The following is a 13,778-nucleotide window of genomic DNA, read 5'->3' on the forward strand; positions in this document are numbered from 1 at the left end:
ATCCGGCGGCGGCCCCTGGGCCGAACTCCTGAACGACGGAATATTCTTGAAAGCGCGACCGACTCGGCCGTCGACCCAACGGCCGAAAACGTACACCCGACCGCCTGCGGGCCCGGCACGAATCATGGCCGGACCGCCGTTCCGTGTGGAGTCGCCCAAGGGCGGGGCCGCTGGGCTGCGGGCGGTCGACCCGACCGCGGAGGTCACGCGACCGGAAGCCGCGCGAACCTCGGGGATGCAGCTCGCGCGGAGGTATCGAGACCGGCTCCGGGCCACCGATATCCTCATCGTCCTCATCGCAATGCTCGCCGCCGTGGCAGTCAGGGCCCCGTTCGTCGGCGGCTCGGGCATCACCGCGGCGACGACCCTCGAGCTGCTCGGTCTTCCCGTGCTCATCGCCGCGGCGTGGCTCGCCGCGCTCGCCGTATTCCGCACGCGTGATCCCCACGTCGTCGGTGTCGGGGCCCTGGAGTACAAGCGGGTGCTGAACGCGACCGCGACCGCATTCGGATCATTCGCCGTCATCGTGCTGCTGCTGCAACTGGGCGGCACCCGGTCGTACTTCGTGGTGGCCGCCCCGCTCGGGGCCGTCGGTCTCCTGCTCGGTCGATGGCTGTGGCGCAAGTGGCTGATGGCCCAACGGCGGCTCGGCCATTACCTCGCCCGTGCGATCGTGGTCGGCACGAGAGCGGAGGTGCTGTACGTCGCCGAGCAGATCTCGCGGCACGCCGGAGCCGAGTACTGCCTCGTGGGTGCGGCAGTCGACGACGACGACCGCGCCGACCTCGTGGTGCAGGGCGCGCGCATCCCGATCGTCGGGAGCGTCGAAGACGCGGCCGCCGCCGCGGCCGAGTTCCGGGCCGACTCCGTGATCGTCGCGGGCCAGTTCGGAGGCGGAAGCCAGACCATCCGCCAACTGAGCTGGGACCTCGAGGGAACCGCGACGGAACTGGTGCTGACGTCGCGGCTCGCCGACGTGGCGGGGCCCCGCATCCACTTCAGGCCGGTCGAGGGGCTGCCCCTGCTGCACGTCGAGATCCCGACGTTCGACGGGTGGCGGCACGTCGTGAAGCGCACCTTCGACATCGTGTTCGCCGGCACCGCGCTGGTACTGCTCGCGCCGGTGTTCGTGATCATCGCGATCATCATCCGCATCGATGACGGCGGCCCGGCGTTCTTCCGGCAGACCCGCTGCGGACGCGACGGCGACCGATTCGAGATGATCAAGTTCCGCTCCATGGTGAAGACCGCCGAACAGGATCTCGCGAGCCTCGTCGACCGTGATGAGGGGGCAGGCGTGCTCTTCAAGATGCGCGACGACCCGCGTGTGACGCGCGTCGGCCGCGTGCTGCGCGGGCACTCGCTCGACGAACTGCCGCAGTTCTGGAACATCCTCGTCGGCGACATGAGCGTCGTCGGCCCACGTCCCCCGCTCGTCTGCGAGGTCGAGGCCTACGAGGGCAAGGTCAAGCGACGGCTCATGATCAAGCCCGGCATGACGGGCCTCTGGCAGATCAGCGGACGCTCCGACCTCAGCTGGGAGGAGAGCGTACGGCTCGACCTCTACTACGTCGAGAACTGGTCGCTCACCGGTGACCTCATGATCGTCTGGCGCACCGCCAAGACGGTGATCAAGGCACGAGGGGCGTACTGATGGCCGAGCTGAACGACGGCCGACCCGCGCCGCTTCGCATCGCGATGATCGGCACGCGAGGAGTCCCCGCGTCGTACGGGGGGTTCGAGACCGCCGTCGAGGAGATCGGGTCCCGCCTCGCCGCCCGCGATCATGAGGTGACGGTGTACTGCCGGAGCGCGGAGGATCCGTCCCGGCGCGAGTACGCCGGCATGCGTCTCGAGCACCTGCCCGCGCTCAGGCTCAAGGCCGCCGAGACACTGAGCCACACCGCGCTGTCGGTCGCCCATGCGACCACGCATCGGCCCCGACCCGATGTCGCCTTCGTGTTCAACGTCGCGAATGCGCCGTTGACGATCCCGCTTCGAGTGCGGAGGATCCCGGTGGCCGTGCATGTCGACGGGCTCGAATGGCAGCGCGACAAGTGGGGCCGCCTCGGCCGTGCGTACTATCGCTGGGCCGAGCGGTCGGCGGTGCGGCATGCCGATGCGCTCATCGCCGACGCACGCGGGATCGCCGACTACTACGCGTCGTCGTACGGAGCGCCGACCCGGCTGATCTCCTACGGCGCCCCCGTCCAGTCGAATCCGATCAGCGATCGCCTCGACGAGCTGGGCCTGTCGTGGAAGCAGTACCACCTCGTCGTCGCGCGATTCGAGCCCGAGAACCACGTCGACGTCGCCGTCGCCGGATACGTGCGGTCGGGGGCGGAGCTCCCGCTCGTGGTCGTCGGCTCGGCTCCGTACGCCGCCGAGTACACCAAGCGTGTGCAGTCGTGCGCCGGTGGCAACCCGCGCGTCCGATTCGTCGGCAGCGTCTACGACCAGGACCTCCTCGATCAGCTGTACGCGGGCGCGCTCTGCTACGTGCACGGCCACTCCGTCGGCGGCACGAATCCGTCGTTGCTCCGTGCGATGGGCGCGGGATCGGCCGTGCTGGCATGGGACATCTCCTTCAACCGGGACGTGGCGCAGAACCGGGCACGCTACTTCGACGATGCGCCGACGCTCGCCGCATCGATCGAGGCGGTCGAAGCGGCGCCCGTGGCCGCCCAGAGCGACGGCGCGGCGCTGCGCGAGATCGTGCGGACGAATTATCGATGGGATGCCGTCGCCGTCGCCTACGAGACGCTCGCAGTCGACCTGATGGCCGGCGCCGATGCACGAGTGGGAGCCCGGCAGCCCCGGCCACAAGGGGTCTCCGGCGAGCGCCGGACGGGCCATGCAGCGCACCCGGCGTTCTTCGGCGTCCATATCCGAGGGAGCCACCATTGAGCACGCGCATCGGGTACGCAGCAGGCGCCTACGACCTGTTCCACATCGGCCACCTCAACCTCCTGAGGCACGCCAAGGCCAACTGCGACTTCCTGATCGCGGGTGTCGTCACCGACGAGATGCTCGAGCTCACGAAGGGTGCCCCGCCGATCGTGCCGTTCGCCGAACGACTCGAGATCGTTCGACACGTCGACTTCGTCGACGAGGTCCATGCCGAATGCGTGCCCGACAAGCTCGACACCTGGCGCACCGTCGGGTTCGACCTGTTCTTCAAGGGCGATGACTGGCGCGGAACCGAACGTGCACGCCGGCTCGAAGCCGAGTTCGCGAAGGTCGGCGTCGAGGTCGTCTACTTCCCGTACACGGTGCACACGTCGAGCACCGTGCTCCGACTCGCCCTGCAGTCGCTCGACCGCGGCGGCGCGGCCTCGGGTCGAACGGCGGAAGCGGAATGACCCGCTCGCCGGCCGATGCGACGACGAGGGAGAGCTTCGCCGGGGTCGTGGCACGCCTCGCGGCCGCGCAGAAGTCTCGCGCGCCGGGAGCACCGGCCTACTCGATCTATGTGAACCGCCCGTTCGGCAGGCTGCTCGCGGCGGCGGCGTATCTCGCCGGGCTCACCCCGAACGCTGTGACCGCGATCAGCGCGGCATTCACCTTCTCGGCGATCGTCGTCATCGCGGTCGTGCCACCGACCCCGTGGATCGGCGTCGTCATCGGATTCCTGCTGATCGTGGGTTACGCCCTGGACTCCGCCGACGGGCAGGTGGCGCGCCTTCGCGGCGGCGGCTCGCCTGCGGGGGAGTGGCTCGACCACGTCGTCGACGCAGCGAAGACCTCCAGCCTGCACCTTGCGGTCCTCGTCTCCTGGCAGCGATTCGTCGACCTGCCCAGCGAACTGCTGCTCCTCGTTCCGATCGGCTTCGCGATCGTCGCGGCCGTGCTGTTCTTCGCGACGATCCTCAACGACTTCCTCCGGGTGCGCAGCGATCGGCGCGGGAAGCCGGCGGGCGGGGGCATCCGTTCACTGCTCGTGCTCCCGACCGACTACGGAGTCCTCTGCTTCGCCTTCCTCCTCTTCGGTGTGCCCACCGTCTTCGTGCCGCTGTACGGAATCCTGTTCGTCGCGAACGTGGCGTTCGCGCTGGTCGCGCTCCCGAAGTGGTTCCGGGAGATCAGCCGGATCCCGAGGTGATGGGATGGGACCACCCCACCCGCGACCACCCCACGCGACTCCCGATCGCGAGCAGGCCGCCGCGGCTGCCGGGTCGTCGCGGAATGCCGGCCCGCTCTCGGGTCTGCACGTGCTCGTCGCGCACCCGGGCGCCGAGCTCTACGGGTCCGATCGCGTGGTGCTTGAAAGCGTCGTCGCCATGGTGCGTGCCGGTGCCGCGGTAGAAGTCACCGTGCCCGAGACCGGGCCGCTCATCGACGAGCTCAGCAGCGCCGGCGCGACGATCGCCGTCGAACCGGCCCTCGTGCTGCGGAAGAGCATGATGCACCCGCGGCGCTGGCCCGCGACGGTCGTCGCGGGGATCCGGGCGTTCGGTGCATCCGGGCGATTGCTGGGGCGGCGGCCCGACCTCGTCTACGTGAACACGATCACGCTCCCCATCTGGCCGTTGCTTGCGCGGATTCGAGCCGTCCCCGTGCTCACGCACATCCATGAGGCGGAGTCGGGCACATCGCGGCTGCTGCTGAGGGCCCTGTATCTGCCCCACCTCTTCGCAGACGCGACCATCGCGAACAGCGAGTTCAGCTGCTCGGTCATCGGACGGGCGTATCGGTCGCTCGCGCGACGCACGCGCGTGATCTACAACGGCGTCGCGGGGCCGGTCGCGAATACCCCTGCACGGATGTCCCTCGAGGGCGGTCCCGTGCGCCTGGCCTATGTCGGGCGATTGTCGCCGAGGAAGGGCACGGACCTCGTGATCGCCGCGGTCGCCGAGCTCATCGCCGATGGCATGGATGTCGAGCTCGACGTGGCCGGCGAGGCGTTCCGGGGCTACGAGTGGTTCGCCGACGAGCTGCGGGAGACCGTCGCCCGACGCGGCCTCGACTCCCGGGTGCGATTCCTCGGATTCCAGGACGACGTCTGGGCGACCCTCGAGGCGGCAGATGTCGTGGTGGTCCCGTCGCGGGTCGGCGAGCCCTTCGGCAACACGGCGGTCGAGGCGGCGCTCGCCGCACGCCCGCTCATCGTGAGCGAGTCGAGCGGTCTCGTCGAAGCGACGCACGGCCTGCCCGGCGTGCATCGCGTGCGGCCCGGTGATGCCTCCGCGATCGCGGAGGCGGTGCGCGAGATCGTGGCACGGTGGCCGATGCAGCGAGAGCAGGCTCGAGCGGCGGCGCGTCTCGCCGCGCTCCGGTTCGATCCCGAACGCTACCGTGCGTCAATCATCGAACTCCTCGCAGGACTGGTGCGTGCGCGTGTCTGAGTCCGACGGGAGTCTCTCGGTGGTCACCGTGGTCTTCGAGGCGGAGGTGCCGCTGCTCGAGCTTCAGGCGAGATCGATCGCGCGGCACGTGGCAGACGGCGTGTTCGACGAGTACCTCGTCATCGACGACACCCGCACCGGGTTGTCACCGCGAGCCCGACGACGTATTCATGCCGCACTCGGAATACACGGCAGCCGCCTGGCTGTCACCTCGCGTCACGGGTTCGGCACTGCGGAGTCCGTGTCGGGAGGGCGCTCGCTGCAGAGGCTGACGCCGATGGCCGCGAGGCAGGTCGCTGCGGACCACTATGTCGTGCTCGCCGCGATGGACCACTTCATCGAGTCGACCACGCGCGCGGACATCGACTCGGTCATCGGGACCCCGCACGGCGGGGTCGCGACGGGTGCGACGCCCGACGAACTCGTGTCGGGCCGTTCCCTCGTCAGTCCGACGGTCTGGGCCGACCGCTCGGACCCCGATGACGTCCGCTCCGTGCTCGAGCAGGCGGCCTTCTCCGACACCACGACCCTCGCCGTGGATCGTCGCGCGCTCGTGCGCCTGCGTCCCGAGAGCGTGCGGGAGCTCGCCGCCTTCTGGGCCGGTCATGGGCTGTTCCGTTCGAGCACCGAGGCGAGGCGCTTCATCCGGCGATTCCGGGCCGCGTACCTGCGGTCGATGGTCGCGAGGGGAATCCGCGAACGGATGTCCCGCTGACCCGGCTCACCGACCCAAGCGCCCGCGTTCGCGGCGCAGCATGCGGAGCATCGCCCGGAGCTCGCCGAGATCGCGACGGACGACCGGGAGGATCGCGGCGATGCCATAGGCCGCGACCGTTGCGAGCGCCGCCACGGCAACTCGGGCCCAGGCCGCCAACGGCTCGGTGAGGGTCACCGCGCCGTAGGCGAACGCGGCGCCCCACCCGGCGAGGAGAGACATGCGCACGATGCCCCAGGCGAGCGTGCGGGTCGGCACGCCTTCGATGACTCGCGAGATCCATGCCAGTGAGATGGGCCACGACACGGTCGGCGCGACCGCATACCCGATCGCGACACCGATCAGCCCCCACTGCGACCCGATGAGGATGCACACGACCTTGATCGCCACGCTCACCAGGTTGTACCTGAACAGCGGGCCGGTGATGCCCTTCGAGACGTACACCCAGTAGCTCGCGGAGTTCAGCGTCTGGAACACGGCGGCGACGGCGAGCAGGCTCAGCACCGGGGCCGCTTCAGCCCAGCCCGGACCGAGCAGCAGGTCGGTCAGCGGAACGCCCGCGCCGATGACGAAGGCGAGCACCACGACGATGGTGTACCCGAGGCCGACCTGCCCGACACGCACGAACTCCCAGTACCTCGCACCCTCCGCCTGGAGGCGCGAGAGGATCGGCACCGCGACGTTGGTGATGGGCGCCCGCAACTGGTTCGCGGTGTTCATCACGACGTGGAACGCGCGGTTGTAGATGCCGAGCTGCGCCGCGCCGAACCGCACGCCGATGACGACGGAGTCGACGTTGCCTCCGACGTAGGTCACCATCTGCGTCGCCACCATGTTCCAGCCGAAGCGCATGAAGCCGCCGACGGGAACACCTCGGTTCGGCAGTCCCGGGAGCCAGCCGCCGAAGACGACCACGAGCGCGAGCGTTGCGACCGAGACGCCGAGCAGCTGCGCGACGAGGGCCCAGGGGCCGGTGCCCGCCAGCCCCATGGCGATGCCGACCCCCAGCCCGACCGCCGCAGCGGCGACGTCGGTGATCGCCAGCGACCTGAACTGCAGCGCCCGGTTGAGGCTCGCCCGGTACTGCGTCGTGAGCCCGTTCAGCAGGAACGCGACGGAGGCGAGCTGTGCGAGCGGGGCGAGTTCCTCGCGACCGTAGAGCGCCGCGATCCCCCATGACGAGAGGAACACCGCGACCGCCAGCGTCGCGCCGATCGCGGTGTTGATCCAGAAGAGGTTGCTCCGCTGCCGCTCGGTGAGCACGGGGGCCTGCACCGCCGCCTGCGAAAGCCCGAAGTCACGGAACACCTCGGCGATGCCGGCGATCGACATGACCATGGCGAAGAGTCCGAAGTCGGCGGGCGACAGCAGACGTGCCAGGATGACGACCGAGGCGAGCTGGATGAGGATGCGGAGCACCTGGCCCGCACTGGTGACCGCCGCCCCGCGAATCGCACGGCGCCCGAGGCCGTCGCTCTCCGCGGATCGTTCGCTCATCGCGCCGGGCGAGATGCGAGCGTGTGCGGATCGGATGTGCAGGGATGGTCGCCGTGCATGCCCCCTCCGGCGCTGTGAAGCCAGCGGCATCAGTCTATTGGGGGCCCCGGGGCTTCCGCGTACGATGAATGACGGGGCACCGGCCGGGACGTGCATGCCGGGTGTCGCTGTCGATCGCCGATCCGGAGGTGATCTCCGTGACCTCAGCGCGGGAACGACAGAAGCTCGACGCCGCGATCCGACGTGTCGTCGAGCGCAACGCGTGCATCGGCTGCGGGTTCTGCACGAGTCTCGACCCCTCGCTCGAGTTGCGTCTCGACGCCGACGGGTTCCTCAGGCCTCACCGCACGGGCGCTGCCGGCACCGTCGCGGAAGACGCCGCGCGCACGTTCGAACAGGCGTGCCCCGGATGTCGCGTGGACGCGGTTCGTCCGCCGGGAAGCCGTCGACACCCGACCATGGGCTCCTATTTCGGCGTGTGGGAGGCATGGGCGAGCGACGAGGCGGTGCGATATCGCGGCAGCAGCGGCGGCGCCCTCACCGCGCTGCACGGCTGGCTCCTCGAGAGCGGGCGCGCCAGCCGGATCGCGTCCGCATCGGTCGGTTCGGAGCCCCGGCGCACCGTACCCGTCACGATCACCACGAAGGAGGCCGCGCTGGCGGCGGCGGGCTCGCGCTACGCGCCGGTCGGCGTGCTGTCGAATCGCGACACGTGGTCGAGCGAGGCGATCACCGCCAAGCCGTGCGAGATCTCGGCGGTCAGGGCGGCGGCCGGCGCATCCGGTCGCCCATCGGACGCGGAGCACGCGATCCTGCTCTCGTTCTTCTGCGCCGGAACACCGTCGCAGGATGCGACCGGAGATCTTCTCGCGAGGCTCGAGGTGCCGGCCGACGGGCCGGTCGACGAACTCTGGTACCGCGGTCGAGGATGGCCCGGCCGCTTCACGGTACGCACCGCGAGGGCTGAGGCGTCCCTGAGCTATGACGAGTCCTGGGGTGACGTTCTCGGTCCGGCGACGCATTGGCGTTGCAAGCTGTGCCCCGACGGCGTGGGCGAGTCGGCCGACGTCGTCGCCGCCGACCTGTGGAGTGTCGACGACCGCGGCTACCCGGTGTTCACCGAGGGACCGGGATCGAGCGGGCTCATCGCCCGCACGCAGCGAGGTCTCGAAGCCGTCAACGCCGCCGCGGCCGCGGGCGCGATCGTCGTGCGGTCGATTCGGATGTCGGAGCTCGCGAACGCGCAACCGCTGCAGCGCAAGCGTCGGCTCTCGCTCTTCGGCCGCCTGCTCGGCAGCCGGCTCGCCGGCGTACGCGGCCCCCGCTACCGAGGATTCCGGCTCTGGGCGCTGGCGCTCGCGCATCCCCGCCTGAACCTGCGGGCTGCGCGCGGAACCCGCGCACGGATCCGGCGATCGACCGCGACGACCGGATCCGCGCCGTGAGGTCGCCGCGCAACGGCAACGACCCCGGCGCCGGTGCCGATGGCGATCGGCTCGCCCTCGTCGTCGTGAACTTCGCATCGGCATCGCTGCTCGCAGCGAATCTCGTCGATCCCCGCCTTCGAGGGGTCATCGGATGCATCGTGGTCGTCGACAATCGGAGCACGATCGAGGAGACGCGCCGCGTGCGGGAGTTGTGCGCCACGAACGACTGGATCCTCGTCGAGCTCCCGCGCAACGAGGGGTTCGGTGCCGGCGTGAATGCCGGCGTCGCGCGTGCTCGCGAACTCGCGTGCACGCGGGTGCTCGCGCTGAATCCCGACGCGACGATCGACGCCGACTCGGTCAGGGCGCTCCTCACCGCGAGCAGGGCCGACCCGCGCGCGCTCGTCGCTCCGCGGATCGTCCGGCCCGATGCGACGGTGTGGTTCGCGGGCGCCGTGCTCGACCAACGGAACGGCACCACACGACGCGCGCGCGACGACGAACTCGGGGGCCGGACGACCTGGCAGACCGGGGCCGCGTTCCTGGCGCCGATCCCGATGTGGGACGAGGTCGGCGGGTTCGACGACGACTACTTCATGTACTGGGAGGACATCGACCTCTCGTGGCGTTGGCACGAAGCCGGCGGGAGGCTGGCCCTGGTCGAGAGCGCCACGGCCGTGCATGATGCCGGCGGCACCCAGGCCGGCGCCGGCAAATCGCCCATGTACGTCTACTTCAACTGCCGGAACCGTCTGCTCTTCGCACGCAAGCGGTTCGGCTCGCGCTACGGGAGGAGGTGGTGGCGGGGCAGCATCGCCTACGGCTGGAGTGTCGCAACGCGCGGAAGCCGGCGGATGCTCGCGAAGCATCCGCTGCTGCTCTGGTCGGCGCTCAGGGGTACGCTCGCCGGCGCATTCGGGAGCCTCACGCCTCGGTACGCCTCGGCACGTCGCTGATGACGTCTCACGTCGTCGACGATCGCCGCCGCCCGTACTCGTCATGCGCGTAGCCGAGCGCGCCGGCGATCATGCCGAGGCCGCGACTCGCCGTACGCAGTCCGTGCGCCCGATGGCGCAGCGAACCGGAGACCGCCCCGATGGCCCAGCGCACGCCTCCGCCGAGGATTCGCGTCGCTCCGCGGCCGAATGCACGCACCCGCTCGATGAATCCGCGGGCAGCCGATCGCGCGAGCGCGATGCGCACGCGGGCGGAGGTGTTGCCGAACCGGAAGGTCCGAGTGAGTACCCACGAGCGCGTGAAGCGCCCTGGATCCTCCTGCTCGATCACGACGGCGTCCTGCGCCCAACGGATCGTGCCACCTCGTTGAGTCAGCTGCAGGGTGAACAGACTGTCGCTGCCGCCGGTGAGCCCGAATCGCTCGTCGAAGGTCAGCCCGAGGCGGCGCACCTCGTCGAGATCGAGGAGGAGGTTGTTCGTCGCGGCCTCGCTCATCAGCTGGCCGTGGGTCCGTGTCGGGCGCCGGAACGCGCCGCTCTGGGTGACCCAGGGCTCCACGTCGTGGGGGAACCGCGTCACCACCCGGCCGGCGACCGCGGTCGGCCGTGTCGTCGTGTGCATCTCGATCATGGCGTGGAGCCACCCGGGCTCGGGGGTCTCGTCGTCGTCGATGAAGAGCATGAGGCCGTTCGCGCACTCGTCGAGCGCCCGGTTGCGGACCGCGGCGATGCCGGGCCGCGGTTCGACGACGTACCGCACGCCGTGCTCGCCGGCGATGCGCTCGCCGGACCCGGCGGGGTCGTTGTCGACGACCAGGATCGAGCAGTGCATCGGGGGGTCGGGCAGCGCGTTCTCGGCGTCGACCTGCTCCCGAACCGTGCTGAGCGCGTGGGCGAGCGCGTCCGGCCGCCGGAACGTCGGGATCGCGACGGTGAGCTCGGAGGCACGGCCCCTGATCGTCGTCGTCGCCGAAGCCGGGGTCGATCGGCCGTGGCGACGGGCGATGGCCAGGGCGTAGGCGTGGGCGTGGCGGACGCCGGCGTCGTGCCATTCGCGACCGCTGAGATCGGGCGCCGCTCGGGGCGGCTCCGCCCGTAGTGCCTGAATGGCCTCGAGCAGTGCACGAGCGGTGAGTTCGCCGGCGAACACGTGCACCCATCCCGGACCCACTTCCGATGACAGCGCGCGATTGAGGTCGTTGTCGGGTACGAGCACAGGGCGACCGAGCGAGAGTGCCGCCAGGGCGGCGCCCGAGTTGTGCATGAAGCGATACGGCAGCACGACGAGTTCGCTCGACGTGACCACGTCGGCGAACTCGCGCTCACTGACGTAGCGCAGCGTCGTGTCGAGCCCACCGAGCCGTTCGGTCGCGGCGCGCAGCCGGCGCTCGATGACGTCGTTCGCGGGCTTGCCAGAGATGCGGAGCGTGAGCGTCGGATCGATGGCGGATGCCTCGGCGAACGCGTCGACGAGACGCTCGACCCCCTTGTACGGCTTGATGAGGCCGGCATACCCGAGCTGTCCGGGAACCGCCTCCGCACGCGGCATCCGTTCGAACCATGTTCGGTAGTGGCCGTGCGGAATCAGCACCGACGGCACGCCTGCGACCTCGGGGGTCGCGGCGGCGATGCGGATGCGCACATCGGTGCGCCGTTCCAGCGCTCGGATGAGGGCACGATCGAGGTACCGGCCCGATGGCGGCGTGACATTGTGCACGGTGCGCACGACGCCGATCCGGCGCAGGCGCACTCGTGCGACGAGACACGCCAGGGCGGCCCGCTTGCCGGCCTTCGTCCACCAGTGACTCGCGGCCAGCAGGACGTCGGGCCAGTGGATGTGCAGCACGTCGTATCGCTCGGTGAGGGCGGCACGCCACGAGAAGGGAACGTGCTCGATCGTCGGCTCCTCGGCGAGCGCGTCCCTCAGCATGACGATGTACGGATTCGTCGTGTCACGCGGTTCGCCGAAGGTCTGCAGCACTCGCATCGGGCCCCCTGTCCGCGCCTGCGCAGTCGCGACATCCGATCGCCGGCCGCCTCGCCCCGTTGACGGGACGGTCCAGCAACCCAAGTGAGCTGTACTCGATTCTCACAGGTTGCGGCGGCTAATATCCATCGGATACCCGAACAGCCAGTCAGCCGACAGGCCCCTCACGGAGGTGGCGCCAGTGGTCGGCGGCGAGCAGCGGTCGTGGGTCGCCGCTCGTCGACGTGAATTCGAAACTCTGGAATGAAGCACAAGAAGCAGAAGCACAAGAAGCAACCCGACAAGAAGAAGAAGTTCGCTCTCGTAGCGCTCCTCACCACCTCCATCGCACTCGCGCCGATCGCGGCGCTCACCGCCATCGCACCCGCATCGGCGACGACCGTCTCCAGCGCATCCAAGACGCTGCAGCCCGGATCCTCGTACGTGACGCGAGCCCCAGGCTCCTGGACCGACGGGACCGCCGCGCTGTCGACCAAGTTCGCCGCGGTTCCCACGAGCGGCGGTGGCCTGTACACCGGCGTCCGAGTCCGGGAATCGAGCGGCAGCTACTACCTCGCCCATACCCGGACGTATCCCGACGGCACGGTGGAAGCCTCAATCCGCCGCATCGTGAACACCAACGGCACTTCGGCCGAGACCGTCATCTCGACCCGCAAGTCGGTCGCCACGAAGGCCAAGGCCGGATCCGCGCTCGCGATCAAGCTGCAGGCGACGGGTACCGACGACGTGAAGCTCCGCGCCACGGTGTCGGTCGGCAGCGGGACTCCGCTCGTGCTCACCGCGACCGACTCGAGCTCGTCGGCGGTCGACCGTGCCGGCGCCGCGACCGGATGGGGCTACCTCTCGACGTCCACGCCGCGGATCGCCATCGCCCCCGCGAAGGTCACTTCGACTCCGGCATCGGTGACCACGCCGACGCCGACCCCTGAGCCGACGCCGACCCCCACGCCGACGCCGACCCCTGAGCCGACGCCCACGCCCGAACCGACGCCGACGCCGACGCCCACGCCCGAGCCGACGCCGACGCCCGACCCCTCGCCGGGCAACCCGTCTCCCGCCCCGGGTGAGCACCCGAGCGCCGCGACGACCGGTGTTCCCGAGGGCACGAAGCTCACCGTGCACCAGGGCGACCTCACGGTCACCACCCCCGGCGCGGTCATCGACGGTGTCGAGGTGCGCGGCGTGCTCACCGTGAAGGCACCGAACGTCGTGATCAAGAACTCCCGCATCCTCGGCCGCGCGGTCGACAACCACATCGGTCTCGTCAACAACATCGCCTCCGGTGCCCCGTTCACGATCCAGGACTCGGAGATCACCGCGGCGAGCCCCTCCGCGTGGCAGAACGGCATCTTCGGGAGCAACTTCACCGCGACGCGAGTCGACATCCACGGAGTGATCGACCCGATCCGCGTGATCGGCGACAACGTCGAGGTCCGCGATTCGTGGCTCCACGACAACCTCCACTACGAGCAGGATGAGTCGCGAGGCGGAACTCCGAGCCACGATGACTCGATCCAGATCGAGGCCGGCAAGAACATCACGATCAGCGGGAATCGGATGGAGGGCGCCGACAACGCGGCGATCCAGATCACCCAGAACACGTCCAAGTCGTCGCTGGGCAGCGTCCGGATCTCGGACAACTACTTCAACGACGGCGGCTGCACCGTGAACATCGCGAAGACGCCGGCACCGATCGGCACGTTCGCGGTGAGCGACAACGTGTTCGGCCCCGACCGCAAGTTCAAGGGGTGCGGCATCCTCGCGCCCGCCATGAACACGCCGCAGCAGTCGGGCAACACCTGGGAGAGCACCGGGGCGTCGGTCGCGCAGACGGTCCTCAAGTAACCGCTG

The 13,778-nt window shown here is 69.9% G+C and carries 11 protein-coding genes; 9 read left to right on the forward strand and 2 right to left on the reverse strand.

The features are described 5' to 3' along the window. Nucleotides 1-124: 124 nt before the first annotated feature. The 6 genes from LQ757_RS01735 to LQ757_RS01760 are packed head-to-tail and all read left to right on the forward strand — an operon-like array spanning nt 125 to nt 6,060. The gene (locus LQ757_RS01735) at nt 125-1,654 is read left to right on the forward strand and encodes a sugar transferase (RefSeq protein ID WP_231045482.1); all 1,530 of its coding nucleotides are present in this window, start codon (nt 125-127) and stop codon (nt 1,652-1,654) included. Beyond that, complete coding sequence (locus LQ757_RS01740; RefSeq protein WP_231045483.1) at nt 1,654-2,907, forward strand: DUF1972 domain-containing protein; 1,254 nt, start codon at nt 1,654-1,656, stop codon at nt 2,905-2,907. The genes LQ757_RS01735 and LQ757_RS01740 overlap by 1 nt, the downstream gene beginning before the upstream one ends. Then, complete coding sequence (locus tag LQ757_RS01745; RefSeq protein ID WP_231045484.1) at nt 2,904-3,362, forward strand: FAD synthase family protein; 459 nt, start codon at nt 2,904-2,906, stop codon at nt 3,360-3,362. Before LQ757_RS01740 ends, LQ757_RS01745 begins: the two co-directional genes overlap by 4 nt. After that, nucleotides 3,359-4,102: a CDP-alcohol phosphatidyltransferase family protein gene (locus LQ757_RS01750; protein WP_231045485.1), complete on the forward strand. Its 744-nt coding sequence runs from the start codon at nt 3,359-3,361 to the stop codon at nt 4,100-4,102. Before LQ757_RS01745 ends, LQ757_RS01750 begins: the two co-directional genes overlap by 4 nt. A gap of 4 nt (nt 4,103-4,106) precedes the next feature. After that, nucleotides 4,107-5,345 carry a glycosyltransferase family 4 protein gene (locus LQ757_RS01755; protein ID WP_231045486.1) on the forward strand — a complete coding sequence of 413 codons (1,239 nt, stop codon included), beginning with the start codon at nt 4,107-4,109 and terminating at the stop codon, nt 5,343-5,345. Next, entirely contained in the window at nt 5,332-6,060 is a 729-nt protein-coding gene (locus tag LQ757_RS01760) for a hypothetical protein (RefSeq protein WP_231045487.1), read from the forward strand. Before LQ757_RS01755 ends, LQ757_RS01760 begins: the two co-directional genes overlap by 14 nt. Nucleotides 6,061-6,066: 6 nt before the next feature. Here the strand turns inward: LQ757_RS01760 and LQ757_RS01765 are convergent, their stop codons facing one another. Next, nucleotides 6,067-7,557 carry a lipopolysaccharide biosynthesis protein gene (locus LQ757_RS01765; RefSeq protein WP_231045488.1) on the reverse strand — a complete coding sequence of 497 codons (1,491 nt, stop codon included), beginning with the start codon at nt 7,555-7,557 and terminating at the stop codon, nt 6,067-6,069. A 197-nt stretch (nt 7,558-7,754) separates the two neighbouring features. Here LQ757_RS01765 and LQ757_RS01770 point away from each other — a divergent pair, with 197 nt between their 5' ends. Together LQ757_RS01770 and LQ757_RS01775 are read left to right on the forward strand one after the other, a co-directional pair. Beyond that, a complete protein-coding gene (locus LQ757_RS01770) occupies nt 7,755-9,002 on the forward strand; it encodes a Coenzyme F420 hydrogenase/dehydrogenase, beta subunit C-terminal domain (RefSeq protein WP_231045489.1) in 1,248 nt (415 codons plus the stop codon). Continuing rightward, the gene (locus LQ757_RS01775; RefSeq protein WP_231045490.1) at nt 8,999-9,940 is read left to right on the forward strand and encodes a glycosyltransferase; all 942 of its coding nucleotides are present in this window, start codon (nt 8,999-9,001) and stop codon (nt 9,938-9,940) included. The genes LQ757_RS01770 and LQ757_RS01775 overlap by 4 nt, the downstream gene beginning before the upstream one ends. A 7-nt stretch (nt 9,941-9,947) precedes the next feature. On the opposite strand, the gene LQ757_RS01780 is transcribed toward LQ757_RS01775, so the two are convergent. Then, nucleotides 9,948-11,927: a glycosyltransferase gene (locus LQ757_RS01780; RefSeq protein WP_231045491.1), complete on the reverse strand. Its 1,980-nt coding sequence runs from the start codon at nt 11,925-11,927 to the stop codon at nt 9,948-9,950. 243 nt (nt 11,928-12,170) lie between these two features. On the opposite strand from LQ757_RS01780, the gene LQ757_RS01785 reads away from it, so the two are divergent. Beyond that, complete coding sequence (locus LQ757_RS01785; RefSeq protein ID WP_231045492.1) at nt 12,171-13,772, forward strand: right-handed parallel beta-helix repeat-containing protein; 1,602 nt, start codon at nt 12,171-12,173, stop codon at nt 13,770-13,772. The last annotated feature ends 6 nt before the right edge of the window (nt 13,773-13,778 follow it).

It is taken from the genome of Agromyces cavernae (assembly GCF_021044935.1).
GTDB classification, from domain to species: domain Bacteria; phylum Actinomycetota; class Actinomycetes; order Actinomycetales; family Microbacteriaceae; genus Agromyces; species Agromyces cavernae.

Coding starts and splice junctions, on each gene's coding strand:
- LQ757_RS01735 (WP_231045482.1), top strand. CDS start 125: ATGGCCGGACCGCCGTTCCGTGTGGAGTCGCCCAAGGGCGGGGCCGCT.
- LQ757_RS01740 (WP_231045483.1), top strand. CDS start 1,654: ATGGCCGAGCTGAACGACGGCCGACCCGCGCCGCTTCGCATCGCGATG.
- LQ757_RS01750 (WP_231045485.1), top strand. CDS start 3,359: ATGACCCGCTCGCCGGCCGATGCGACGACGAGGGAGAGCTTCGCCGGG.
- LQ757_RS01755 (WP_231045486.1), top strand. CDS start 4,107: ATGGGACCACCCCACCCGCGACCACCCCACGCGACTCCCGATCGCGAG.
- LQ757_RS01765 (WP_231045488.1), bottom strand. CDS start 7,557: ATGAGCGAACGATCCGCGGAGAGCGACGGCCTCGGGCGCCGTGCGATT.
- LQ757_RS01780 (WP_231045491.1), bottom strand. CDS start 11,927: ATGCGAGTGCTGCAGACCTTCGGCGAACCGCGTGACACGACGAATCCG.
- LQ757_RS01785 (WP_231045492.1), top strand. CDS start 12,171: ATGAAGCACAAGAAGCAGAAGCACAAGAAGCAACCCGACAAGAAGAAG.